The organism is Vibrio sp. 10N.222.49.C9, assembly GCF_041474985.1.
GTDB classification, from domain to species: domain Bacteria; phylum Pseudomonadota; class Gammaproteobacteria; order Enterobacterales; family Vibrionaceae; genus Vibrio; species Vibrio crassostreae_C.
Window position 1 is genome coordinate 18,543 of the sequence record NZ_JBFRVD010000058.1, and the last position, 22,546, is coordinate 41,088.

Here is a 22,546-nt window from a genome sequence, read left to right on the forward strand (position 1 = left end):
CACTATTTGTCTGATCTAAACATGATGCGTTACTACACGCGGCTAGAATCGTTCGAGCCAAACATTTCTCATTCAGTCACCCTAGCCGAAGTAGCGGATATGCTGTTTACAAGCTTGCGTCACGCTCGAACTTTACTTGGTAAGATGCATCAAGCTGAATGGGTGGTGTGGGAGCCAAAAGTTGGCAGGAATCAACGCTCTAACTTAACACTGCGTTTTAGCAATTCAGAGTTGGCGCAGCATGTTGCAATTAAACTGATAGAGCAGGGCAAGTACGAAAAAGCACTTTCCATATTGGATAATGACCGCGCTGTGTTTGGTTCTTTACTGCAAGAAACTTCCGGCGCGACCATGCGTGAAGGGCTGCTGCACGTTCAATTAACCTATAAGCGTAAGTTTGAGGATTTGTTTCCGCACCATATACACCGCAGTAGCGAACGATTTTTGATCAGACAGGTGTTTAGCTGCCTAGTGACGTGTAATGGTAAAGGTGAGTTAAAGCCTGAACTAGCTCACCATTGGGAATATGACACTGAGCAACTGGTTTGGACTTTCTATCTGCGCCCCGGTCTGACATTTCATGATGGTCAGCCAGTTGATGCCAAGCAGCTGGTTGCTTTGTTTACTGCTTTACAAGCTCTGCCTTTCTATCAAGCTGAGTTAGATCATGTTTCTTCCATCTACAGTGAACAGCCATTGAGGATCAGCTTTCAACTCACCAAAGCAGACACCGGGTTCGCGGGCTTATTGGCTGGCGTTAAGTATTCGATTCAACCTGCTGCGCAAGTCACACGAGAGCCATCGCCATTAAATTCGGTCTCTCATGCTGTGATTGGAACCGGCCCCTTCAAAGTGGTTGAGACCAATAATGAACGAATCAAGCTTGCCGCATTTGAACACTATTATGGTTGCCGCTCGTTAACCGATGAGGTGACTATCTGGCAGTTTGAGGAATCAATGACGGGCACTGCTCGTTTCGATGACAGCCAAATGCACGTATCGCCTTATGGAAATTCTTCTTGTTTCCATCAATTAGGGAAAAGCGATGCGGAACTTGTTTCAGCAGACACAGACGGCCTTCGTAGCCGAGTCGAGGATGGATGCTTGTTTATCCTGTTCAATCAGAACTCAGCGGCTAACCCACTAAATAATGAGCAGCGCAAATACCTTTCACAACTGACCAACCCACAAGCGATTTTGTCACAGTTGGAACATAACAAGGGTCTGTTTAGTGTCTCTTTAGCTCAAAATATACTGCCAAGTTGGCAGAAATTGTATCGAACGCCTTCGAAAGAGACACAACTGCCGAAAAAGATGAGTATAGCGGTTTACGATTATTATGCGTTGTATCGATGTGCGATTTGCGTATCTGACATACTCAAACGATATGGTGTGGAAGTTGAGGTGAACACCTACAGTTTTCGAGAATTGGCTCAGTTATCTCAGAGTGGCGAGTTAAAGGAGGACTTGGTGCTGTGTAACTTGAACCTCGATGACAATGCTCCGTCTTCGCTGTTCTCGTGGATGATGAACGATCCTGTTTTGCACTCTGCTTTAGGAGAGATGAACAGCGATTGGCTCAAGCAGCGCTTGGATAGTCATAAAGCATCCGTGGAACTGCCTAATTACTTGGCAGAGCTAGAACCTATCGCGTCTACTCTGATCTCAGATTATTGGTTAGTGCCTATGTTCCATCACTTACAGACCGTTCGTTTCCAAGGGATTCTTAAAAACGTAGCCATCACCAACTGGGGATGGCCAGATTTCAAGAATGTATGGTCTGCTGATTAACCTTTCTGACTAGCTAAATAACTAAGTTAACTCGTTGCCAAAGTTGGTTTTTCCAAAATCGACTTTGACACGCTTACGTCTAGATAAATTAAAAATTACACTCGGTGGTTTACTTTTTGGTTTTGGCATATAAACTAGTCGGTGTAGTTTATGTGTTGGGTCTATCCCAACGGTTAAAGAGATACCAATGAAAAAATATCTATTACCGATTTTAGGAGTACTTGCCGTGGTCGCTATCGTAAGCACAGGTTCACAATCAAACGACAATCTAGATAAGCTTCCAAAGAAGTTTGCTAACAGTGAGTTGGAATACAAATCGGGTATGTCTGATATTTTTTCAATCTTGAAAGCATACGTGACTGTGGAAAGAAACGAGCCAGTGCCGCGCGCTGCATTGCCTTTGATTCCAATGACAGCTGAGCAATTGATCGAAGAACAAGACGACGTTGCTTACCGCTTAGGTCACTCAAGCGTGATGATGAAGCTGGATGGCAAGTTAGTGATGACTGACCCTGTGTTCAGTGATCGTGCATCACCGGTGCAATGGATGGGACCAAAGCGTTTTCATCCGACACCAATCACACTGCAAGACCTACCCGATATTGATGTGGTGGTGATCAGCCACGATCACTACGACCATTTAGACAAAGGTGCCGTGAAGGTATTAGCCGACAAAGTAGGGACGTTCTTAGTGCCATTAAGAGTGGGCGCACTGTTGGAAAAGTGGGGCGTGGATAAAGAGAAGATCATCGAATTGAACTGGTGGGAATCGGCAACGGCCTCAGACATTGAGTTCACGTTGACACCGACACAGCATTTCTCTGGTCGTGGCTTGCTTGATCGTGACCAAACACTGTGGGGCAGTTGGGTTATTAACGCTTCAGACAAGAAAGTCTTCTTTAGCGGTGATTCTGGTTACTTCAATGGCTTTAAAGAGATTGGCGACCGTTTTGGGCCGTTTGATTTAACCATGGTTGAAACGGGTGCGTATAACTCACTTTGGGCGGATATTCATATGTTCCCAGAACAGAGTGTTCAGGCACACATTGATCTGCAAGGTAAGGTGATGATGCCAATCCACAACAGTACCTTCGACCTTTCTATGCATGATTGGCAAGACCCAATGGAACAAGCACTGGCGATAAGCAAAGAGCGAGATGTACAAATGGTAAGCCCGGTGATGGGTGAACGTTTGGTGATCTCAGAGCCTGTACCTGTTCAGGCATGGTGGAAACTAGCATCGAATTAGAGCTGTCATCCAAATAGACATAGCTAAACCACTAAGCTGTACAACCCAACTTATACACGAAACGCCACCGATCTTACGATTCGGTGGCGTTTTTTCGTTTTATTTTTAAGATCAGCTTTCTAAGTTCTGCGCCATTTTCTTCGCAATTTTTCTGAATTGTTCTAACTCGTCTTCGGCCATGCCTTTGGTCATTCTCTTCAGCATGTCTCGATCGATATCCGAGACCTTACTCATGATCTCTTGACCCTTATCAGTCAGAACCAATAACTGGCTGCGCTTGTCTTCCGGGTTCGGAGACTTCTTCACAAGTTCCTGATTGATCAAGGCATTAATGAGCCGAGTGACCTGTGCTTTATCACGATCTAGGAAGTGTGCGATATCGATAGCGGTACATGGAGACTTCTTAGTAATGATCTTCATGACACGAATGTTCATAGGTGCGATCTCTGAGTCTAAGCTCTCAATCTGTTCGCTCATTTGACGTTTCAAAGAGTGCACTAGACGAAAGATTGATTCTAGCGATGTGTTATCAGACATAAACTATCCTTAGAAATATAGTTGACATTATCAACTACTGTATTTATAGTTGACATTATCAACTTAATTGTTCGTAAATTCAAGACAGGAAATAGATATGACGATTCAAGCAACTCTAACGCCAACTCTTCCTGAGCAAAAAGGCACACCGGTTTTATACAAAGTTTTGGTCATGATGAGCTTAATGCTGACGATTGGCGGCAGTTTAACGGCTGTGATGACTTACATGAATGTCGGATTCGGCGAGGAATTTATTGGCAACTGGCTTTCTTCGTTAGCCCTTGTTGTCGTGATCATGATGCCAATGGGCACGGTGATGATGGCTTTAGTCACCAAAGCCGTTGCTAGAGTGTTCACAACTTATAGCGAGAAAGTTCGCAACCTGATCGTAGGACTGATCATGGCATTCATAATGGAGTCCATGATGGCATTTGTAACAGCGGCAAATAACATTGGATTTTCGGATACATCGGCGTTTACCAGTGGATGGTTTAATGGATTTATTGCCGCACTTCCCATTGGCCTTGCGATCATGGTCGTGATGTCGATGACGGTTAAACCTAAGCTCGAACGATTCATGAAGAGCTAACCAAAACACTTTTTAAGCATTTTAGGAGGTCCAAATGAAAGCATTCACAGGCAAACACAATAACTACCGTATCACTATCGAAGAAGTGAACATCAAAGAAGATCGTGAACTTCAAATCATGCAGTTTGAAATTGAAGACAGAGAAGATATGTTCGCGATTGTTGAGAAGATCAAACATGACAGCGGCTTAGACGAGCAATCAGCAGCGCGACTAGGAGTGAGCATTCGCTTGTTAGGCCCATTGATGATGCAAGATAGAAAACACCCTCTGTTTGTTGATTTCATGCCTCACTTCAGAAACTTCATGCAGAATTTGAAGAAGACGTTGAAAGGGCAGTAAAGCCTGAACATCAGTAATACATCGAAAAGTCAGTAATCAAATTACTGGCTTTTTTACATTTAAATCAAAATAGTTTCAGTTGTTTGCGTCTAGAATATGCGAAAATTGATGGCTGAATTTTCGGTGTAGCACCGTTGTTGAATTGTCTATTCAAGCTTTAAGAAATCCGATATTATACTGGTCATAAAACTAAAGGTGGTATTATATGACAAATGTATTTAAACAAGCAGCTGAAGAACTGTTGAGTCGTCGTGTTGCTGGCACCAAAGCACCAAGATTGGACGAACAGTACCGTCCGAATAACTTGGAAGATGCGCTAAAGATCCAATCTTCAATGATCGATTTGAAAAGCGATAAAGTCGGCGGTTGGAAGTGCTTACTTCCTCTGGCTGAAGACAAGTTTGTTGTTGCGCCAATCTTCTCGGGCAGCGTTCAACAAGGCGAAGTTTGTGAACTGTTTGCTGACAACGGCGTAGTACGCGTTGAGCCTGAAATCGCATTTACGCTTGCTAAGAGCCTGCCTGCAAGCCAAGAAGGCTACAGCGAAGAGCAAATCAACGAAGCGATTGGTTCTTGCCACATGGCACTTGAGTTAATGCAGTCTCGTTTTGCGGATGACAGCGGCGCTGAGTTCTATGAAAAGCTGGCCGATGGCCTAGTAAACCAAGGTCTATTTATTGGCTCTGAGATTGATCGCGAAAAAGCGTTCACTTCTGCAGAGATCAGTATTGAAGTGACTCAAGGCGAGCAAGTTCAAGCATTCGACGGTAAGCACCCGAATACACTGCCACCAAGCCCAATTTACTGGCTGATTAACTACATGACACGTCGTGGTGTTGATTTCCAAGCGGGTGAAGCCATTATCACGGGCTCTTACTGCGGTATCGTGGAAATGGAATTCGATAAACCAACGACCTTCCACTACGAAGGCATTGGCGAATACCAAGTGACGTTCAAGCAGAAACGCTAACTTCTAGCGGCGCACTATCTGTTATCGAAAGGCTGTTTACTGATGAGTAAATAGCCTTTTTTATTACGTGATGCTCAATAGGGTTCTTATTACTTTGCATTAAATTAGGCGTTTAGACGTCTAGACGTTGACAAGTTCTAAGTGTGACATTAGTCTGCTCACCTTCCTGTTCTATTGTGTTGTCGTTCCATGTCCAATTCAAAAAATTCTAACGCGGTAATTGCCCCTTCTGCAGTGGCGCTTATCCCTCTGATTGTCTTTCTTGCGCTGTTTATTGGCGTGGGTACGTATCTGTCGCTACAAGGCGTCGATTTTGCTTTCTATCAGCTTCCAGCTCCGATTGCGGCTCTGCCTGCCGTGATGTTGGCGTTGCTATTGAGCAAAGATAAATTGAACCGTGCGATCGAGCAGTTCTTAGGTGGTGTGGGTCACAAAGACATTATTGCAATGTGTATGATCTACCTATTGGCGGGTGCTTTTGCTGCTGTGGCTAAAGCTTCTGGTGGTGTGGACGCGACGGTAAACCTTGGTCTATCTGCTATCCCAACGAGCATGATCCTACCGGGCATCTTCCTTATTTCGGCGTTCATTGCGACGGCAATGGGTACTTCTATGGGTACTATCGCTGCGGTTGCTCCTGTTGCACTAGGCATTGCTGACTCAGCTGGCATGAGTATTCCTCTAACCGCTGGCGTAGTGCTAAGTGGCGCTATGTTTGGTGATAACCTTTCTATCATCTCTGATACCACGATTGCCGCGACACGCTCGCAAGGCTGTGAGATGAGAGATAAGTTTAAAGAGAACATCCGCATTGCACTTCCTGCTGCACTTATCGCGATTGTTATCTTTGCTTTCAACAGCACGGCAACTCAGGTACCTGAAACAGGCCCAATTGAATGGCTGAAAGTCCTTCCGTACATCACTATCCTAATCCTTGCGGTATCGGGCATGAATGTGTTCGTTGTGTTGACGATTGGTATCTTGCTAGCGGGTGGAGTGAGCCTAGGTTCTATTGAGAACTACGGTATGACGGATTACGCTCAAGACATCTACGCAGGCTTTGGTAACATGCAAGAGATCTTCTTACTGTCGATGCTGATTGGTGGTTTGAGTGAGTTGATGCGTCGCCAAGGTGGATTAGCGTTTCTGACTAACTTAGTGAGCGGTTTGATTCGTGCGTTTGGTTCTTCACACTCTAAGCAAGCAAATGGCCGCGCAAGTGAGCTAGGTATTGCTGGCTTGGTATCAATGGTGAACCTATGTACGGCAAACAACACCGTAGCAATCATTGTTTCTGGTAGTGTTGCTCGTCAATTAGCTGAAGAGAACGATGTATCTCCACGTCGCTCTGCAAGCTTGTTGGATATCTTCTCGTGTGTGATTCAAGGCGTATTGCCTTACGGTGCTCAGGTGTTGCTATTGGGCTCTGTGTTTAACCTATCGCCGCTAGAGATCGTGTCTAACTCTTACTACTGTTTCGCGCTTGCAATCGTGGCTGTAGTCGCTGTGTTTATTAAACACCCAGCGCGTAAAGTGGCTAACGCTTAGTAGTAATTGACCAAACTGAGTGATCACTGATTTTGATAAGAAGGCTCCGACAGGGGCCTTTTTTGCGCCTGAACGAATTGTTTGGAAGCTAATTCTGATTTGAATATAGACAAAACCGCCATTGTGGACGGTTTTGAGCTTTATTAAAGTTGGCTTTCAAGCTCGCTAGCGGTCGCGACATTGCCGTAACCAAAGCTCAGTGCGGCCATAAATGCCGCATGGACATGCGCAGCGGGAACCTTAACACCGTTGAATTCCATGTCTAAGGTTGTGCAAGCATCATGCGCTACGTGGCATTCGTAGCCTAAATCGGTAGCTGCACGAGTCACAGCATCAATACACATGTGGCTCATTGCGCCAACGATGATCAGTTTCTCAATGCCTTGATCTTTTAGCACCTTGTTCAGTTCAGTATCTCTAAAGCTATTGATTTGATGCTTTACGATAACAGGTTCACCCTCTAGCGGAGTCACGCTGTTGTGGATTTGAGCACCGTCTGAATCTGGCAAGAAGAAGGGTGCTTCGTTGGTTGAAAATTCATGGCGCACATGAACGATTGGTAGTTGCTTGTCTCTGAAAGCCTGTAATAACTGAGCACCTTTTTCGGCTGCCTTTTCTGTTTCAGACAGTGTCCACTTTGCATCCTCGTATGAAGGGAAATAGTCATTTTGAAAGTCGATAAGTAGTAATGCAGTGTTCTTCATAGTCTATACCTTTGTATTTGGTGTGTTGCGGTGTAGGGATATTATGAATACTCTGTAGTTTTTATCGCACGTCAAAAATGACGGACTCTATGGCAATAGTGACAAAATCAATTATGGTCGAAATCATCGACTACCCAGGCTCTTTGCAAAGTGCCGTGTTTGGAGTGAAAGAGTTTCTTCAGTTGGCTAATGGCATTGAGTCTTCCAATGAGCAGGTTCAGTTTCATGTTGAAATTAAGCCTCATGACGACTTGTCTAAGTCGACCAACGAATCACTTGAGAACTCAAAGACCGACATTATTCTAGTGCCGCCAAACTTAGATGGCAGATACTACCTAGAGCCAGATGAAGGGCTGTTGGACTACCTTGTGCAGTCTCATCAACGTGGGGCGATCCTGTGTTCTGCTTGCGCGGGCGTGTTTATTTTGGCGGGAACGGGTTTGTTGCAAGGACGAACCGTGACAACGCATTGGAAAGCGCAGCAACAGTTTTCGGAGCAGTATGCTGAGGTCGATGTTGATGTCGACAAAATCTTGATCGATGATGCTGACATTATCACCGCAGGTGGTTTGATGTCGTGGATGGATCTGGCTCTGTTTATCCTGACTAAATATACGACGCCGACCAATACTCGTAATCTCGGTAAATACCTAGTGCTTGATACGGGTTTGAGAGAGCAGCGCTACTATCAGAGTTTTGTGCCGAATTATGCTCACGGCAATGACAAGATTGTGTCGGTGCAGCGTTTTATTCAGAAGCATCATCATCTCCCTTTGTCGCTCGATCAATTGGCGGAAGAAGCCTTCATGACACGAAGAACCTTTATCCGACAATTTACCAAAGCGACCAGTTTTACGCCTATCAATTATATCCAACACGTGCGTATTCAAAGTGCATGCGAGTTATTAGAAAGCTCGCACAAACCAGTTGAGCAGATTAGCTACCTAGTTGGCTATGAGGACGTAAATAGCTTTCGAAAAGTCTTTATGAAAATCATCGGCTTAACACCATCAAGGTTTCGCTCTAGATTTCTATCAGAGGAATGATTTTAATTAGTCACCATTCCTCAGGTTTATCGAATCATACTGTCAGTGATTATCTTGGAAGGGCTTAATTCAGCTTATGAGTCACGAACTCTTTGTTTCTGACCATTAGCCACATCAGGCCGCCTAGCGTACCGATGGATAATTGAATAAAGCCTAGGTTTTCAATCAGTGACTCTGGGCGTATTGAAACTAATATCATACCAAGCGAACCACAAATCATGCTGAAGAACTGTATCAGTGCGACGGCAGAGCCTGTGTCATGATCTTGTTGGTTCAACATCAAGTTGGTACCCGGTACTCGCATGATGATCGCCATCAGTGTCGCTGGTGCAGCGATGAACATAAAGAACCAAGGGGACAGGTCACCAATGGTTAGGGTGAAGATGCCCGCAAGCGCTAATAAAGCAAAGCACCCTGAGATGACCTTTTGAACCGGCATTCGGTAGGACAACTTCATGTAAATTGTTGGACCAAATGAGGCGCACAATGCATTGAATGCGAATGCGTAGCTAAACTGTTGTTCGGTCAATCCAAAGCGATCGATGTAGATATAAGAACCCGCCGCAAGAAAGCCCATCAATGCCATCGGTATGATAGAGAAAATGACCAGCAGCTTGAGGAACGAGCGGTTTTTCATGACCACGCCCATTCTTCCCCATGAGCGGAACATAGAACCTTGGTATTTGGTTTCGAGTGTTTCTCGATAGCAGCAAGCTAAAACTGACGCAAATGCACCAAAAATGGCGAGGGTGACGAACATCATTCGCCAAGACGCAATTTTCAGTAGAAAGGCACCAAATACAGGCGCAACCATTGGCGCGATGATCACCAGTGACATGATAGTCGCCATGATCTTTTCACGTTCTCGCCCATCATAAAGATCTTTTACGATGGCAGTAGCGATAACGGTGATAGCACTACCAGCAAAGGCTTGGAATACACGAGCGCCAATTAGCTGTTCGATGCTATTGGTCATCGCGCACAATATGCTCGCGACCATATAACCCGCTAATCCAATTAATAGGATCGGCTTACGACCAAATTTTTCGCTGAGCGGCCCCCAGAACAAAAGACCTATAGCGTAAGTAACGAAGTAGCTGCTCAGGGTTAGGTTGACCATTGAGCGGTCAGTATTAAACACCTCGACCATCTGCGGAAGCGCAGGTAGGTAAAGGTCGATGGTCAATGGAGGGAAAGCACTTATTATGACGAGAAAAAATAGCATACCGGTCTTTCCCAGTACTGGTTGTGGTCTCTTCAAGGTGGCTCTCCGTTGTCCAAAATAGGTTTTTAATTGGTGTGATAGTATCTTTAGGTTTTGTATGATTAGTTATCTCAAAGCTCTAAAATCAGCAAGGATTTGTGACCTCTAAATGTTTAACATCGAGTTGAAAGGTTCAAGCCAGCAAGTACCTATGCTGGCTTGAGGGTATACTTAGAACTTAAATTTAGCAATCTGAGTGGAGAGGACAGTAGTTTGCGTCAAGATATCATTGGATACGTTTGCCAAATCGTCATTCACGTTAACTAGTTCTTTTGCACTACTATCAAGAGACTGCATGTCATTTGCGACTTTTGAACTAACGTTTGACTGCTCTTCGCAGGCGGATGCAACAGAATCTACCATGCCATTGATGGACGTTACGGAAGAGATAATGCTCGATAGTGCTTGCTGTATTTCATCTGCGCTGGTTTTTGTTTGCTCCACTAAAGCTTTCGAGCTCTGTGTTGCAACAAATGACTCGTTTGCTTCTTTTTGTAGGCGTTCAATAATAGATTCAATTTCATTGGTTGAATCATGGGTTTTAGACGCTAATGAGCGCACTTCATCCGCAACAACCGCAAAACCACGGCCAGACTCACCGGCCCGTGCCGCTTCAATAGCTGCATTCAATGCCAATAAATTAGTTTGTTCCGCAATCGCTTTGATGACTACAATCACTCGACCTATATCATCACTGCTTACTTTTAGTGAATTCGCACATTCCGCTGCACTTTCCAGACTTACGACCAAGTCATCAATATTACGTTCATTGATATCGATTGTGTGACCACTTTGCTGACAAAGCTCGAGTGCATCATTTGATTGATACAGCGTATTTTCCGTATGAACAGCAATTTCTTTGGTTGCTAAATCAAATTGCTCAATGCTGTGCAAACTTTCTTGAGTTAACAAAGATTGTCGTTGGCTTTGTTGGTTCATTTCATCACGTAGTTGCGATATACCGTGGCCACTCTTATCCAACAGTTTGGTCGTGTTCGATGTTTCGAGAATGATAGATTGAATAGTAGCAACGAATTGGTTGAATGCTTTCGCAAGTGATGTGACTTCATCATTGCCTACTTCCGCAACACGTGAAGTGAGGTCTCCTCCACCAGAAGCAATTTCATTCATTGAATCAGCCATGTTTTTGATGGGCCTGACGACTTTTCTATCGAGGACTATGGAAATCAGAATCAGGCTAGCAATAAATATGCAAAGCAAAATACTAATCGCAAGTTGCATAGAGTTCATTAAATTAGCATTCGTCACATCATGGTTAAAACCAACATTAACTTTACCGATAGGCAATGAATCCCATGAAATAGCCATCGATGAGGATTCATCAATGTCACGTGGATTAACACTACCTAATATGTTGTTATTTTGATCGAGCACTTGAATGTTTGCGATTACGTCATTATTTGAATACGCTTCAATGATATTAAGTATCAGTGTCTTATCGTATGCATAAACAGGTTCTTGCAATATCACACTTAATTCAGAGGTTATACGCTGGATTTCTTGTGAAGATTTATCAGTAACGTTTGATTGGTTAATCATAAATTGGATTGGCAAAGCGATAGCAGCAACAATAAGCATCACTGCAGCGATCAGTAAAACCATTTTTTTTGTTATTTGGTTCATAAAAATGTACTCAGTTGGCAAGCGGATCAAAGAAATATTTTTCTGGGATAGAGCGGGTGTCTTCGGTCAGATATGGATTTTCAAGATCGATAATAGTTCGCTCTGAAAGGTTGGCCCGTGAGAGCGCCATTCTTACTTCGGAGTCTTCGAAAAAGAGTTTCTCATAGGTGCCATCAGCGAAAATTTCTTCAACCACTTCTGTGATGTGTTGCTGAAGTTTTGTGTTTTCTTTTTGGACAAAGAGCATATATGGCATGCGATAGCGGAGCATGACATGACTATCAACAGCTAAAGGTAGTTCTGGGTATGATTGCATTTCTGCAAATGGTTCCATGACACCACGAGCAAACAAGTGGCACCGATTACCAGCAAGCATCATCTCAAAAATATTTGGATATTTAAGCGATTTAGCGGTTTTTATACCATTGGCATCAAGAATGAATGTGTCTGGCCATGTTTTCCCTGAACAAACTTTAAAGCGCGTGAAATCCGCTTTAGATCTTACGTTTGCGAGTAATTGTTTATCTTTTTCATGAATTAATCCGATTCGCATACCAAGCATTCCTCGATATATAGGGAACAATATTGGAGCAAAGCGTTTTTCCATGTCGAGACTGGTCGCTGACCAATAAAGGTCAATCTCTCCCGACTCTAAATCCGCCATAACTCTTGATTGAGCAGGTTCCCCTGTTGCTTGATAGACAAACTCGATTTCATCGAATCGGCTCGAGCGATTAACAATTTCTTGAACCAAAGTAAGGTGCAGTTTTTTGTCATTCGGTTTACCTGGCAATCTTAAAGGTTCAGCGTAAGTTATTTGGCAAGTACTAAAAATAAGTATCAAAAAAGTAAAAATGGAGCGAAACATTCTTGGTTCTATAGGCGTGTGATTAAGTGGCGGTAATATCGGTTACCATGTGCTATTTTGATACGAAATTAACGCCACATTGTGACTTTTCTCTCGTTTTGTATGGGTAATTTAATGCAAGGTCGGATCTGAAATATAAGCATGTAAATATAGGTTTCCAGCCCAATCAGGGTAGCTTGTAATCGCCAGCGACACATTGTAATGATTATCGAGTTGGCTTGTTATCTTTTCTTTGGGCGCTTTTCGACTAAACCGTTACGCTCTAAACCGCGTCGAACGCTGCTGCATAGTTTACCAAAGCGGCGCAGTTCTTCGAAGTTAGGGCCTTGGCCAATGGAAATACTGTGCTCCCAATACATTAACTCGCTGTCGACCATCTCAAGTAGTTTCTTAGAGCAACCCGAGCAATTTCCTTTTGGACCACAGATAAACGTCTCTGACTCGTAAAGTGGGAGTTCGTTTTTAACTTCTTCAATTAAGTTAAGCATTGCCGAGTTTAAGTCTGGCTTTTTGGGTGTAAGTGGCTTCAAGCTTGGTGCTTGAGTCGCAATTAATGGGGAAGTCAGTTTGTTAGGTTGTAAGTTCAAAGCAGCTGATGACATATCAAAGGCCTCAAGGAGAGAAGAAGGTGGGCATGCTACTCTTCACAACAAAGTGAATCTTGATGTAGTGCAATAAGCGCGGATATATACCCAAAAGAGGTAGGAGCCACAAGCGTTGTGGCTCCTTTCATTAAGACTCGTTATTAATGAGATATTTTAGAATTCGGCGTCGAACTGAAACTCCATCCACTCTTTGGTCACCGGGTGGTGCAGCGCAAGTCTTTCCGCGTGTAAGTGCAATCGGTCGGCTTTATTGCCATATAGGCCATCACCGACGATAGGCATGTTAAGGCCTTCTTCATGTGAACAGTGAACACGCAACTGATGTGTACGCCCTGTTCTAGGGTGCAGGTAGACCTTAGTGGTTTGCTCGTTTCGCTCAATCACTTCCCATTTGGTTTCTGCAGGCTTGCCGTGTTCGAAGCAGACAATCTGACGAGGGCGGTCATACAAATCACCACGCAATGGCAGTCGAACATAGCCTTCATCTTCTGCTAGAACGCCTTCAATCATTGCCACGTATCGCTTTTCGACTTCACGAGTAATGAACTGCTTCTGCAAGCTCTTGTTCGCACGTCGTGTGAGAGCGAAAATTAGAATACCCGAGGTTGCCATGTCTAAGCGGTGAATAACAAATGGTCCTTCAACGTCGGGATGCATTTCTTGAACACGTGTGTAGGCGGAATCTTTGATGGTTTTACCCGGCACGGATAGAAAACCTGCCGGCTTGTGTATTACAACGATGTGCTCATCTTGGAACAGAATATCCAGCTCTTTGCCTTCAGCAGGGTTCTCTAGCAATGGGTTTGGATCGACTTCTAGACCTTTCATCATATGGCCTAAAATCGGTACACACTTACTTTGGCAAGAGGCGTAGTATTTCTTGTGCTTTCGGATTTCAGATTTCGGTGAACGACCCCACCAAAATTCAGCCAATGCCAATGGTGTGTAACCATTTAAGTACGCGTATTGCAGCAATTTAGGCGCAGCGCATTCGCCAGAGCCTGCTGGTGGTATCTTGTTTGGCGTGTTTTCAAAGATCTGGTTAAGGTCTTCAACGTTTCCTTCCGCATTTTGGAAAGCGTATTGTGAAAACAGCTTGTGTTGAAGCTGATGAGAAATGTGTGCTCTTTGCTCTTTTAGCTCAGCCAGTTGAGTTGTGAAAACATCAACTTTAGCCTGCAATACTTGCAGGGTCTGTTCCCAGTTGAGTTTTAGGTACTTCTGCTGGTTCTTGTCGGCAACACTGGCCTTGTTTAACTCATTGTTCAATTGCTCGAAGGCTTGCTCATCAAGGTTTTCTTTACCTTGTTCACGTTGTTCTTTACGCGTTTTTCGGCCTTCAATAATCAATAGACGTTGAGCTTCAATTTCTTGCTCAGCTTGCGTTTTTTGCTGCGCCAGTTGCTCGCACAACTCAAGGTATTCTGCGTTAGCTTGTAGTGCTTTGAATTTTGCATTCACAGCCATCATGTCGGCAGTATCTTGATGGAAAAAACTGTCGCTGCTGAGCATGTCAAATACTGGTGGCACAAAGTGGGGCAATAGGTTCTGGTCGGCGATTTTCCCTGAAAAAGCAGAGAAGTACCCCAATTCACCTTCAGGGCTTTTCACCAATAACACACCAAACATTTTGCCGCGACCAGCGTCAGTATCAAGTCCGAAGTCATGCTGCCAGTCGGTTTGAGTTTCTAGATATTGTTGAAGCTGATGAGAAGCGATTTCACACAATGGGTGCGGTTCGTAGTAGAACGGGAATGTGAAACGCTCAGGCAACGAATATGACTCGATCGGCTGTTGAAAACGAGTGAAGCAATGCTCAGGTGTGTGGCTGTTTTCTGAGTCGTGCGTTGGTTTTGATGAGTGCATAGTCGTATTAATACTTATATCGTGGTGATAAATGGTTGTGAGTCTACTGTGTATGTTCAGAGACGTTAAACACAGTACAAGGCGGCGATTCTACTCTTTATCGAAAAGCGCCTCAAATAAGAAATAGTTCTATTACTGGATAGCCAAGCGACGAGCCTATGAGTTATGGCTTGAACGCCATTAATTGATGAGTAACTTCTCGTTTTTAATCATAGAAGACAATTTAACAAACCAAGGGTGGTAGCCTTGCCGCCCTCTTATTAAAACTAAGGTAACGTTATGATTCCACTCAATACTTCGATTGTTTCCGGTGTCGCTATTTCAGAGATCGACGGACAAATGAAAATGCTACTAATGAAGCGTGTGAAGGGCGAGTTTTGGTGCCATGTCGCAGGTTCGATTGAAGCAGGTGAAACAGGCTGGCAGGCTATCGTGCGCGAGTTTGAAGAAGAGACCCAAATTAAAGTGGAAGCTTTGTATAACGCGCAGTTTTTGGAGCAGTTTTACGAGGCGCACGTGAATGTGATTCAGCTAATCCCTGTGTTTGCGGTACTATGCCCAACCAACCAAGTGATTGAACTGAATGACGAACATACAGAGTACTGCTGGTGCGATTTAGAGGAAGCGAAAGCACTTGCGCCGTTCCCCAACCAACATGCCGTCTACGATCATATTTGGTCATACTTTGTCGATAAGCCAGTTAATCCGCTTTACCGCGTGAAATTGAACTAGCACTGGCTGTTTAAGATCTAGGACTTACCAAGGTAAGGGGCTAAAAAGGTGCTCACTTGCGCTTGGCATAACCCCACATCCACCTTCACGCCGTGCGATTCAAGGATCGCAATACCACGGCCATTATTGCGAGGGTCAGGGTCTAGCATTGCTACTACTACGTGTTTTACACCGGCTTTAACCAATGTATTGGCGCAAGCGGGTGTTCTGCCAACAAATGAACATGGCTCTAAAGTTACGTAAGCGGTAACCCCTTCCATTTCTCCGTCCAATCCGTCGTCATAGCTATTGAGCGCTTCGACCTCGGCGTGGTTTCCGCCGACTTTTTGCGTGTACCCAACAGATACCACCTTATCGTTCTTTACCAAAACGCAGCCTACTGGCGGGTTTGGTTGGCAATCGGGTAGGGCTTGGCGCGAAGCTTCGAGTGCTTGCAGCATGTATTGTTGGTTCATGGTCGTTACTCAGTATGACGAGAGAGCGTAGCAGCTAGTCGCCACGCGTGGTTGATGAGTTGGTTAATTACTAACTTAATAAGCTAATAAGTGGGGCATGTTCGATCTGATTGGACTTTTAGTCAATGGTTTTAGCGTTTGAATTCGACTGCTAGTTAACTGTGACTCATCGTTAACTTGGGCCACTGGGTTAGCCAACCTTTGGATTGCACTCTTTGATCAAAGATATCTCGGCTACGCTTTGGATTGGGTGTGATTTGCAAATCAAACAAACTCTCTAAGCCAAAGGCAGAAATACACTCGATGTTTCCATGGAGGCTTTGTTTCACGGCGACGGCGGTTTCTTTCTCTGGCCAATAACTCATCGCATCCAATGAGCCTTGGTAAGGTTCATCCCCATTTCTAGTGTGCATGTAGGCTTGATTGCGAACTTGCCAATTCAGTTCGGGTAACCGTTGTTTAAGCTGAGCCTCGTATCTAAGATCCGATTCGTAAGAGGTATCAATGGGATCAAAGTAGATCACATCAATATCATTGAATGGAGTCGGGGAGGCATAACCATGCTGGTGATCCCAAACGAGGTTTCTCACAAAGCCCGCAGCGACATAACACTGCGGCAAATCCAACTGAGCGACACAGTCTAAAACCTTCATTCGTAAGGGATCTTGTTTGATCAACGTGACGATGCGTTTGGCTAGCGGATGTATCATTATGATGTCGGAACATCAGTGACTTGGTAATGACGTGTCACGTTTTGGGAGATTTCACCCCATTCAGAGGCTTTTACTCGCTGTTGGTGCATTTCGAATGCTTCTCGGCTAGTGAATTCTTCATACACTTCAAAGCGATTAGGTTGAAGCGTGCTTTGACTGACTCGAAACACAATACAACCAGGTTCTTCTAGTGTCAGTTCTTTGTGCACAACCAAGGCATGTGTCACTGCTTCTAGGTCGTTGTCTGGCACTAGAATATGCCCTTGCAGAATTACTTTACTCATAATTACGTCCATTTAATTACGTCTATTTAATTTGGTCCATTACGGCTTTTTTCTATCAAAAGCTCTATCCGTTACAAACATAATCCCATTTTGATGTTGTAACGTATAGGCTAATGTGGCGATTATTAGTTCACATTGAATGTATTTTTTAGTTACACCGTAACTTTAAAGGTGATGTAATCAACAAATGATAAGACACTGGAACTAAATCAGCGTTGGTCCGGTCTATTAAATTAGTATCATTGAACTGTATTGATACTGAAATGAATTTGTCATCTGAGAGAACTAACCTTAATTTTGAACAGCGGCTCATAGGATTGAATTGAGCCATAGTTGATATCTAGGTCATACTTTGATGTAAATGGTACTAAAAACTCTATATATTTTGTGATTTGTATCATTGAACTGGGCATCAAACACCGTTAGATTCGAATGGTTGGCAATAAAAATAGCTCATGAAGAGCAGTTAAAGAAAAGGAAATATCCCTTATGAAAAAAATGAGAAGAGCACAGCTTCATCGCGTTCGTATCCAATACTGGAAAGACACGTCAAAAGAAGCATCAAAGAAATAAGCTTTAATCGTAGAGCTTTAAAAGCTGAAAAGCTTAATCAAATGTAAAACGCAACAAACTGATTTCATTAGCACTCTCAAGGACCTTCATCTGGTCGGCGACTAACGAAATCATCCCCAAAGAGCTGGCAGGCATTAACAACAATGCAATTCAATGTCAGCTCATTAATACCTCCTCTAAGTTTATCTTCGTTTGTTAAACCTGTTACCCCAAACTAAAGCTTGTTCCTTGTTCCTTGTTCCTTGTTCCTTGTTCCTTGTTCCTTGTTATCGCATCCCTGTACTCGTTAACGTCTTGATAATAAAAAAGCTCCCGATTTCTCAGAAGCTTTGATTTAGATTTTGATATCTGATGTGACTGCCCGATAAAGGCTCGTGCTTAGGATAGACTCTAACGTTGGAACAGCGTCTTTAAGCTCACATCGTCCGTTCTATTTAGCTTTAGGCTCAGTAGATAGCCACCAACACCGATCAGTGCGTAAATACCTAAAGATAAAATCGGCGCTTCTGCAATCGCACTTAATGGGTTGCTTGCTATGAGTACATTCATTGGTAATGACGCGATGAGAGATAGGAAGTCATTGATGCCATAGAACCCAAACACTGCGACAGAGAGGAACTTAATCGCATAGCTTGAGATGAAAATGACAAGCAATGGAGAGTTTACCAGCTGCGAAATCGCTAGAGTGACGGTTGCCAGTGGCAATAAAACCAGTGCAACTAACATCATTCGTCCAAAAAACACGACCCAGTTGCTCAGCACATAAAACAGAGATTGTTGTTCAACCAATAGCGCCAGTTGTTGTTCAGTTGAGACGTTCAATATCCAGAATAGAAAATCTGCGAACAGTACTAACAATGCACAGATAGCCGGAATCACCACTAAACCGAAGCCGAGTTTCACACCGTGAGTCATTGCGTTAGATACCGGCATACTTCTCCAAAACATCGAACTGCCTTCTTGGCGCTCTTTACGCAGAGTTTTAGGGATGTAAAGCGTTGATAGGATCAGTGAAATAAGGCCCGCGCCAAAGTAGATCACTGAGTTGAGGTCTTGTGCGAACTCTCTGTGGATGTCGCTCACGTCACCGTTCACTTGCATTTCGAAGAAAAACTCATGCTGCGCTGCGCCATTGAAGAACAGACTAACGAACAGTAAGAAACCACATAACGCGACAAACAGAGGCAATCGAGTGTTAATTTTGTGCTCGATGAGTTCTTTTTCTAGCATGTAAAAACTTGGATGCATTATGCCTTCTCCGTCTGTGTTGCAAGGAATAGATCTGCGAGACCAACGTTATAGATGTTACCCAGTGATTCAACCTGCGCTTTGTATTGACCTTCCAATAACCACTTAGTGGTGCCCAGGCCTGATTGCGAGGTCAGTGGGTTGAGTTTCTGTATCTCGCTTGAATGGTTATTTGCGACTTCGATAATGAAATAGTCATTTTCGATGTCTTCCATGCTCTTTTGCAGCACACAATGGCCTTGTTTTAAAATCAGAACATCCGTTAATAAATGTTCAATCTCTGAAACCTCATGGCTTGCAATGATCATGGCGCGTTCGCCGTCGTGGAACCACTCAAGTAGATGGCGATAAAAAGTATCGCGGTACAGTAAATCTAGGCCAAGTGTAGGCTCATCTAAGATCAACACTTGGGTGTCAGTCGCGATGATGATCGCAAGGTGAAGTTGTACCTTCATTCCCTTAGAAAGCTGCTTGATAGTCGAAGAGAGCTTGATGTTGGTGCTGCTTAGCGTCTGTTCTGCTTTTTGCTTGTTGAAGCTAGGGTGTACACCTTGGGTGTATCTAAGCAGTTGCTTAACGGTCATCCACTCGGGTAACACGTTAACATCTGAAATGTACGACAAGTGCAGCATGAGTTCTGCATGCTGGTGGATAGGGTGGTAGCCATTAACCTCTATCTCACCTTGATAGCTGTGTCCACCAAGCAGTGATTTGATCAGTGTCGATTTCCCTGCGCCATTATGGCCCAGCAGTCCAAGCACTTGCCCCGGTTTTAACTCAAAGCTGATGTTCTCGACACCCACTTGATTTGAATAGGTTTTGGTTACGTTTTTCACGGAAAGTAACGTACTCATGACTTGTCCTTTATATGTTGTGCTAGCTGTTTCACGAGTTCTTCGACACTCATATCAATGATGCTTAGCGTCTCAGCGATGGCTGGGATCTGTGTGTTGATGAATGATTGGTGTGCGGACTCTTTCAATTTTTGAAGTGCCCCTTCGGCCACATACATGCCTTGGCCGCGTTTTTTCTCTACCAAGCCTTCATCCACCAGTAACTGGTAGCTTTTCATGACAGTAAGGTGGTTGATCTTGAGATCGGCGGCAACCGCACGCACAGAGGGCAATGCTTGTAGCTCTAGCCAAACACCCTGAAGAATTTGGTCACTGATCTTGGCGGCAAGCTGCCTAAAGATCGGCTGGTCGTCTTTCCATTCGGTCATAATTAAAACTGCATGGTGATATACATGTGTATAACACTAACCTATTTATTCGAGTTGGCAAGGATTTTATGAAAGTGCATCGGGTATTTTTATGTTTAGATAAAGCACGTTTGGTGGGGAGGGCACTTGAAGCCTACATCCTTGTGGGCTCTCAAGCAGCTGTATAAGCGATGATTATTTGAATAGGGAATGGTTGCTGATCAAGATTTCTATTAGGCTGGGCCTATTGCTCCTTTGAGTCATTAGGCCGGCTATATAGGTAACCTTGATGTAAGTTGTAGCCTAACTGACACAAGATATATTGCTGCCTACGCGTCTCGACACCTTCATAAATCATTGTGATATTTGATAGGCGTCCAATCTCCGAGATATTGAGCAATACACCCTGATGATGCTCTCCTGACTCGATATCCTTAACAAAGCAACGATCCAGTTTTAGATAGGCCGGAGAGATAACATTGATGATTTCGATGTTGTTATTGCCCGTACCAAAGTCATCCAGAGCGATAGTGATACCAAGCTTTTTGATATCCTTAATGTTATCGATAACCTCACACCCATAGCCAATGTTCGAATATTCAGTAATCTCTACGACAAACTCATTCGCTTCCATCGCGGCTAAATGCTCTCTGAGCCTTGCGAAGTTCGACCCTACCAAAGCACTCGGACACACGTTGACACCATAGATCTCATGGCTGTTGTTTAACTTCGCTTTTCTGACTGTCTCGATGAGTAAAATAGTATGAAAGGTGAGTAAATTGGTGCGTCTCATGGTGTTGATGAAGCTTAAAACGCCAACGTTACGCACACGAGATAACAACTCGTAGTAGAGAACGCAGTTGTCTTCGGTGTTGATGATCGGCTCTTCTTCAAAGGAGATGTGTTTCCAACGAAACAGGTAGATCACGAAACCCAGAATATAGGAGCGATAAAGCAGGGTGGCGAGTATCAGAGAAAGCGCAATCCATAGTGCAACAATGTCGTCACTGTAGAAGGTGATGGTTGCACCCGTTGGTAGGGAGGTTTGATAGATAGATTTACTCTCTTCGCCAAGGTTTAAGATGTGGTAACCATTCTTCTGGATGGAAATCGAATCGACTAATAGAGGCAATAGTGAGTTCTTGTATCGAGCTTCGATAGATCGTTTAGATATTCGAGCAACCATCTCAATGTCGTGCTCGGTATCCATGAAGCGTGAATAGGCAAAGTCAGCACTATCGTAGAAGTCGTCTAATTGATTGAGCTCTATCATCTTAGAACGTGTTTTAGAGATATAGCAGGAGTCATAAGGTGTGGTCATGACGACAGAATCAAGGTTGAGCGAGTGCCTTAGCGAGTGCACAGCCCCGTGGCTATCGCAACCGTAGTCCATGACTTCTGCGGCAATGTGTTTGGTGTTCTCACTGTATTCATTCGCAATCTTCGTCGTATAAAGGATTTGGGAAAAGTAGACAACGAATAGGAAAAAGGAAGAGATGGTGAACACGGCTATCAGAGCCTTAATCAGCTCTCGATGATAGGTGTTGAACATCAGTTTCAACATCTCGAACTGGCTGGGCTTGAACTGGTTGATGTCGTACTTAGGTGCGATACGGTTGGTTGAGCTTTTATCGAGATCGATAAAGTAACCTACCTTATAAAGGTTAGAGATAAGTTCGCTATTATTATCTACCTTCGCTTTCTTACATAAGCTTCGATATTTCTTTCTTATAGAAGCAATAATATTTTTTAATGCGTATAAGCTAAACTCTTCGTCAAAGTGTAATTTAAAAGATTCTTCAACATCTCGTGCAGATTGAGGGTTTGATATTGACGAGTGTTCAATAAGGTATTTGAAAACAAAACTCTCTTTACTATTAAGAGTTTCCTCTGATATCTTATTACTGTCTCTTTTTATGTATATTTTTTCTTCATTGTAGATTAGTTGCAAGCTCTCATTATTGTTATTTATATTGAAAGAACAGTGCATAGCTTAACTCCTAAGCGATAGTTATTATATTTGTGTGATGGATATGTGATGGCTGGGATTTTCATTCAACACAAGAGTTCGATCTAAATAATATAACCAAAATGTCACCATTTTATCTCAAGATGTTGATACTAATCGCAGAATTTGGGCTTTAATGAAAGGTTATGGAGATGTTCACCCAAAAGTTGAATTTATAAATGAAAGCCAATGATTTACAAGGGGTAAGGGGGATTTATCCATTTGTTTTGGTATTTATCCATTTCACAGCTTCTACGCGGTAGGTTTAGCGACTGGATTTAGAGGTTTCTAAGGCGTTGTTGCCTAAATTA

General features: G+C 43.6%; 22 protein-coding genes. 8 read left to right on the forward strand and 14 right to left on the reverse strand.

Annotated elements, in window-relative coordinates; translation table 11 throughout:
• Positions 1-6 precede the first annotated feature (6 nt).
• Together AB4585_RS20255 and AB4585_RS20260 are read left to right on the forward strand one after the other, a co-directional pair.
• Positions 7-1,791, forward strand: a complete 1,785-nt coding sequence (locus AB4585_RS20255) for an SgrR family transcriptional regulator (RefSeq protein ID WP_136979405.1) — start codon at positions 7-9, stop codon at positions 1,789-1,791.
• Between the two features lie 187 nt (positions 1,792-1,978).
• Positions 1,979-3,040, forward strand: coding sequence for an MBL fold metallo-hydrolase (locus AB4585_RS20260; RefSeq protein ID WP_371725547.1), 1,062 nt, complete (start codon positions 1,979-1,981; stop codon positions 3,038-3,040).
• Positions 3,041-3,151: 111 nt separating this feature from the next.
• Here the strand turns inward: AB4585_RS20260 and AB4585_RS20265 are convergent, their stop codons facing one another.
• Positions 3,152-3,577, reverse strand: a complete 426-nt coding sequence (locus tag AB4585_RS20265; protein ID WP_017060573.1) for a MarR family winged helix-turn-helix transcriptional regulator — start codon at positions 3,575-3,577, stop codon at positions 3,152-3,154.
• A 97-nt stretch (positions 3,578-3,674) separates the two neighbouring features.
• Here AB4585_RS20265 and AB4585_RS20270 point away from each other — a divergent pair, with 97 nt between their 5' ends.
• From AB4585_RS20270 to AB4585_RS20285, 4 genes are all read left to right on the forward strand, one after another.
• Entirely contained in the window at positions 3,675-4,166 is a 492-nt protein-coding gene (locus AB4585_RS20270; protein ID WP_017081271.1) for a DUF2798 domain-containing protein, read from the forward strand.
• Between the two features lie 34 nt (positions 4,167-4,200).
• Positions 4,201-4,506: a DUF3861 domain-containing protein gene (locus tag AB4585_RS20275; protein ID WP_372170737.1), complete on the forward strand. Its 306-nt coding sequence runs from the start codon at positions 4,201-4,203 to the stop codon at positions 4,504-4,506.
• A 205-nt stretch (positions 4,507-4,711) separates the two neighbouring features.
• The gene (locus AB4585_RS20280; protein ID WP_017060576.1) at positions 4,712-5,476 is read left to right on the forward strand and encodes a hydratase; all 765 of its coding nucleotides are present in this window, start codon (positions 4,712-4,714) and stop codon (positions 5,474-5,476) included.
• Between the two features lie 189 nt (positions 5,477-5,665).
• On the forward strand, positions 5,666-7,024 hold the full coding sequence (locus tag AB4585_RS20285; protein WP_136973830.1) for a Na+/H+ antiporter NhaC family protein: 1,359 nt from the start codon (positions 5,666-5,668) through the stop codon (positions 7,022-7,024).
• A gap of 143 nt (positions 7,025-7,167) precedes the next feature.
• On the opposite strand, the gene AB4585_RS20290 is transcribed toward AB4585_RS20285, so the two are convergent.
• Positions 7,168-7,728 carry a cysteine hydrolase family protein gene (locus AB4585_RS20290; protein WP_372155754.1) on the reverse strand — a complete coding sequence of 187 codons (561 nt, stop codon included), beginning with the start codon at positions 7,726-7,728 and terminating at the stop codon, positions 7,168-7,170.
• 89 nt (positions 7,729-7,817) lie between these two features.
• Here AB4585_RS20290 and AB4585_RS20295 point away from each other — a divergent pair, with 89 nt between their 5' ends.
• The gene (locus AB4585_RS20295; RefSeq protein WP_372155752.1) at positions 7,818-8,774 is read left to right on the forward strand and encodes a GlxA family transcriptional regulator; all 957 of its coding nucleotides are present in this window, start codon (positions 7,818-7,820) and stop codon (positions 8,772-8,774) included.
• A gap of 64 nt (positions 8,775-8,838) precedes the next feature.
• On the opposite strand, the gene AB4585_RS20300 is transcribed toward AB4585_RS20295, so the two are convergent.
• The 5 genes from AB4585_RS20300 to AB4585_RS20320 form a co-directional block, all read right to left on the reverse strand.
• On the reverse strand, positions 8,839-9,999 hold the full coding sequence (locus AB4585_RS20300) for a multidrug effflux MFS transporter (protein ID WP_372170748.1): 1,161 nt from the start codon (positions 9,997-9,999) through the stop codon (positions 8,839-8,841).
• A 210-nt stretch (positions 10,000-10,209) separates the two neighbouring features.
• Positions 10,210-11,703, reverse strand: a complete 1,494-nt coding sequence (locus AB4585_RS20305) for a methyl-accepting chemotaxis protein (protein WP_240698176.1) — start codon at positions 11,701-11,703, stop codon at positions 10,210-10,212.
• Positions 11,693-12,550: an ABC transporter substrate-binding protein gene (locus AB4585_RS20310; protein ID WP_102394170.1), complete on the reverse strand. Its 858-nt coding sequence runs from the start codon at positions 12,548-12,550 to the stop codon at positions 11,693-11,695. Before AB4585_RS20310 ends, AB4585_RS20305 begins: the two co-directional genes overlap by 11 nt.
• A 221-nt stretch (positions 12,551-12,771) precedes the next feature.
• The gene (locus AB4585_RS20315) at positions 12,772-13,152 is read right to left on the reverse strand and encodes a hypothetical protein (protein WP_372138114.1); all 381 of its coding nucleotides are present in this window, start codon (positions 13,150-13,152) and stop codon (positions 12,772-12,774) included.
• A 156-nt stretch (positions 13,153-13,308) separates the two neighbouring features.
• Positions 13,309-15,021, reverse strand: coding sequence for a pseudouridine synthase (locus tag AB4585_RS20320; RefSeq protein ID WP_372155750.1), 1,713 nt, complete (start codon positions 15,019-15,021; stop codon positions 13,309-13,311).
• Positions 15,022-15,300: 279 nt separating this feature from the next.
• Between AB4585_RS20320 and AB4585_RS20325 the strand changes: the two genes are divergently transcribed.
• On the forward strand, positions 15,301-15,753 hold the full coding sequence (locus AB4585_RS20325; RefSeq protein WP_372170742.1) for an NUDIX pyrophosphatase: 453 nt from the start codon (positions 15,301-15,303) through the stop codon (positions 15,751-15,753).
• A 17-nt stretch (positions 15,754-15,770) separates the two neighbouring features.
• Here the strand turns inward: AB4585_RS20325 and AB4585_RS20330 are convergent, their stop codons facing one another.
• From AB4585_RS20330 to AB4585_RS20360, 7 genes are all read right to left on the reverse strand, one after another.
• Positions 15,771-16,208: a bifunctional diaminohydroxyphosphoribosylaminopyrimidine deaminase/5-amino-6-(5-phosphoribosylamino)uracil reductase RibD gene (locus AB4585_RS20330; protein WP_372170743.1), complete on the reverse strand. Its 438-nt coding sequence runs from the start codon at positions 16,206-16,208 to the stop codon at positions 15,771-15,773.
• Between the two features lie 155 nt (positions 16,209-16,363).
• Positions 16,364-16,918 (reverse strand): nucleotidyltransferase family protein, encoded by a 555-nt coding sequence (locus tag AB4585_RS20335; protein WP_108207690.1) that lies wholly within the window; start codon positions 16,916-16,918, stop codon positions 16,364-16,366.
• A complete protein-coding gene (locus AB4585_RS20340) occupies positions 16,918-17,205 on the reverse strand; it encodes a putative quinol monooxygenase (RefSeq protein WP_017060584.1) in 288 nt (95 codons plus the stop codon). Before AB4585_RS20340 ends, AB4585_RS20335 begins: the two co-directional genes overlap by 1 nt.
• 963 nt (positions 17,206-18,168) lie before the next feature.
• Positions 18,169-19,026: a hypothetical protein gene (locus tag AB4585_RS20345; protein WP_372170746.1), complete on the reverse strand. Its 858-nt coding sequence runs from the start codon at positions 19,024-19,026 to the stop codon at positions 18,169-18,171.
• Positions 19,026-19,880 (reverse strand): ABC transporter ATP-binding protein, encoded by an 855-nt coding sequence (locus tag AB4585_RS20350; RefSeq protein WP_017060586.1) that lies wholly within the window; start codon positions 19,878-19,880, stop codon positions 19,026-19,028. Before AB4585_RS20350 ends, AB4585_RS20345 begins: the two co-directional genes overlap by 1 nt.
• Positions 19,877-20,248, reverse strand: a complete 372-nt coding sequence (locus AB4585_RS20355) for a GntR family transcriptional regulator (protein WP_017060587.1) — start codon at positions 20,246-20,248, stop codon at positions 19,877-19,879. Before AB4585_RS20355 ends, AB4585_RS20350 begins: the two co-directional genes overlap by 4 nt.
• A 223-nt stretch (positions 20,249-20,471) precedes the next feature.
• Positions 20,472-22,217 (reverse strand): EAL domain-containing protein, encoded by a 1,746-nt coding sequence (locus AB4585_RS20360; protein WP_017066680.1) that lies wholly within the window; start codon positions 22,215-22,217, stop codon positions 20,472-20,474.
• Between the last annotated feature and the right edge of the window lie 329 nt (positions 22,218-22,546).

Bases quoted from the DNA above. Each gene is read 5' to 3' on its own strand.
- AB4585_RS20360 (WP_017066680.1), bottom strand. From the start codon at position 22,217: ATGCACTGTTCTTTCAATATAAATAACAATAATGAGAGCTTGCAACTA.
- AB4585_RS20330 (WP_372170743.1), bottom strand. From the start codon at position 16,208: ATGAACCAACAATACATGCTGCAAGCACTCGAAGCTTCGCGCCAAGCC.
- AB4585_RS20290 (WP_372155754.1), bottom strand. From the start codon at position 7,728: ATGAAGAACACTGCATTACTACTTATCGACTTTCAAAATGACTATTTC.
- AB4585_RS20325 (WP_372170742.1), top strand. From the start codon at position 15,301: ATGATTCCACTCAATACTTCGATTGTTTCCGGTGTCGCTATTTCAGAG.
- AB4585_RS20270 (WP_017081271.1), top strand. From the start codon at position 3,675: ATGACGATTCAAGCAACTCTAACGCCAACTCTTCCTGAGCAAAAAGGC.
- AB4585_RS20295 (WP_372155752.1), top strand. From the start codon at position 7,818: ATGGCAATAGTGACAAAATCAATTATGGTCGAAATCATCGACTACCCA.
- AB4585_RS20315 (WP_372138114.1), bottom strand. From the start codon at position 13,152: ATGTCATCAGCTGCTTTGAACTTACAACCTAACAAACTGACTTCCCCA.
- AB4585_RS20345 (WP_372170746.1), bottom strand. From the start codon at position 19,026: ATGCATCCAAGTTTTTACATGCTAGAAAAAGAACTCATCGAGCACAAA.
- AB4585_RS20285 (WP_136973830.1), top strand. From the start codon at position 5,666: ATGTCCAATTCAAAAAATTCTAACGCGGTAATTGCCCCTTCTGCAGTG.
- AB4585_RS20275 (WP_372170737.1), top strand. From the start codon at position 4,201: ATGAAAGCATTCACAGGCAAACACAATAACTACCGTATCACTATCGAA.
- AB4585_RS20280 (WP_017060576.1), top strand. From the start codon at position 4,712: ATGACAAATGTATTTAAACAAGCAGCTGAAGAACTGTTGAGTCGTCGT.
- AB4585_RS20310 (WP_102394170.1), bottom strand. From the start codon at position 12,550: ATGTTTCGCTCCATTTTTACTTTTTTGATACTTATTTTTAGTACTTGC.
- AB4585_RS20320 (WP_372155750.1), bottom strand. From the start codon at position 15,021: ATGCACTCATCAAAACCAACGCACGACTCAGAAAACAGCCACACACCT.
- AB4585_RS20355 (WP_017060587.1), bottom strand. From the start codon at position 20,248: ATGACCGAATGGAAAGACGACCAGCCGATCTTTAGGCAGCTTGCCGCC.
- AB4585_RS20340 (WP_017060584.1), bottom strand. From the start codon at position 17,205: ATGAGTAAAGTAATTCTGCAAGGGCATATTCTAGTGCCAGACAACGAC.
- AB4585_RS20300 (WP_372170748.1), bottom strand. From the start codon at position 9,999: ATGCTATTTTTTCTCGTCATAATAAGTGCTTTCCCTCCATTGACCATC.
- AB4585_RS20260 (WP_371725547.1), top strand. From the start codon at position 1,979: ATGAAAAAATATCTATTACCGATTTTAGGAGTACTTGCCGTGGTCGCT.
- AB4585_RS20335 (WP_108207690.1), bottom strand. From the start codon at position 16,918: ATGATACATCCGCTAGCCAAACGCATCGTCACGTTGATCAAACAAGAT.
- AB4585_RS20265 (WP_017060573.1), bottom strand. From the start codon at position 3,577: ATGTCTGATAACACATCGCTAGAATCAATCTTTCGTCTAGTGCACTCT.
- AB4585_RS20350 (WP_017060586.1), bottom strand. From the start codon at position 19,880: ATGAGTACGTTACTTTCCGTGAAAAACGTAACCAAAACCTATTCAAAT.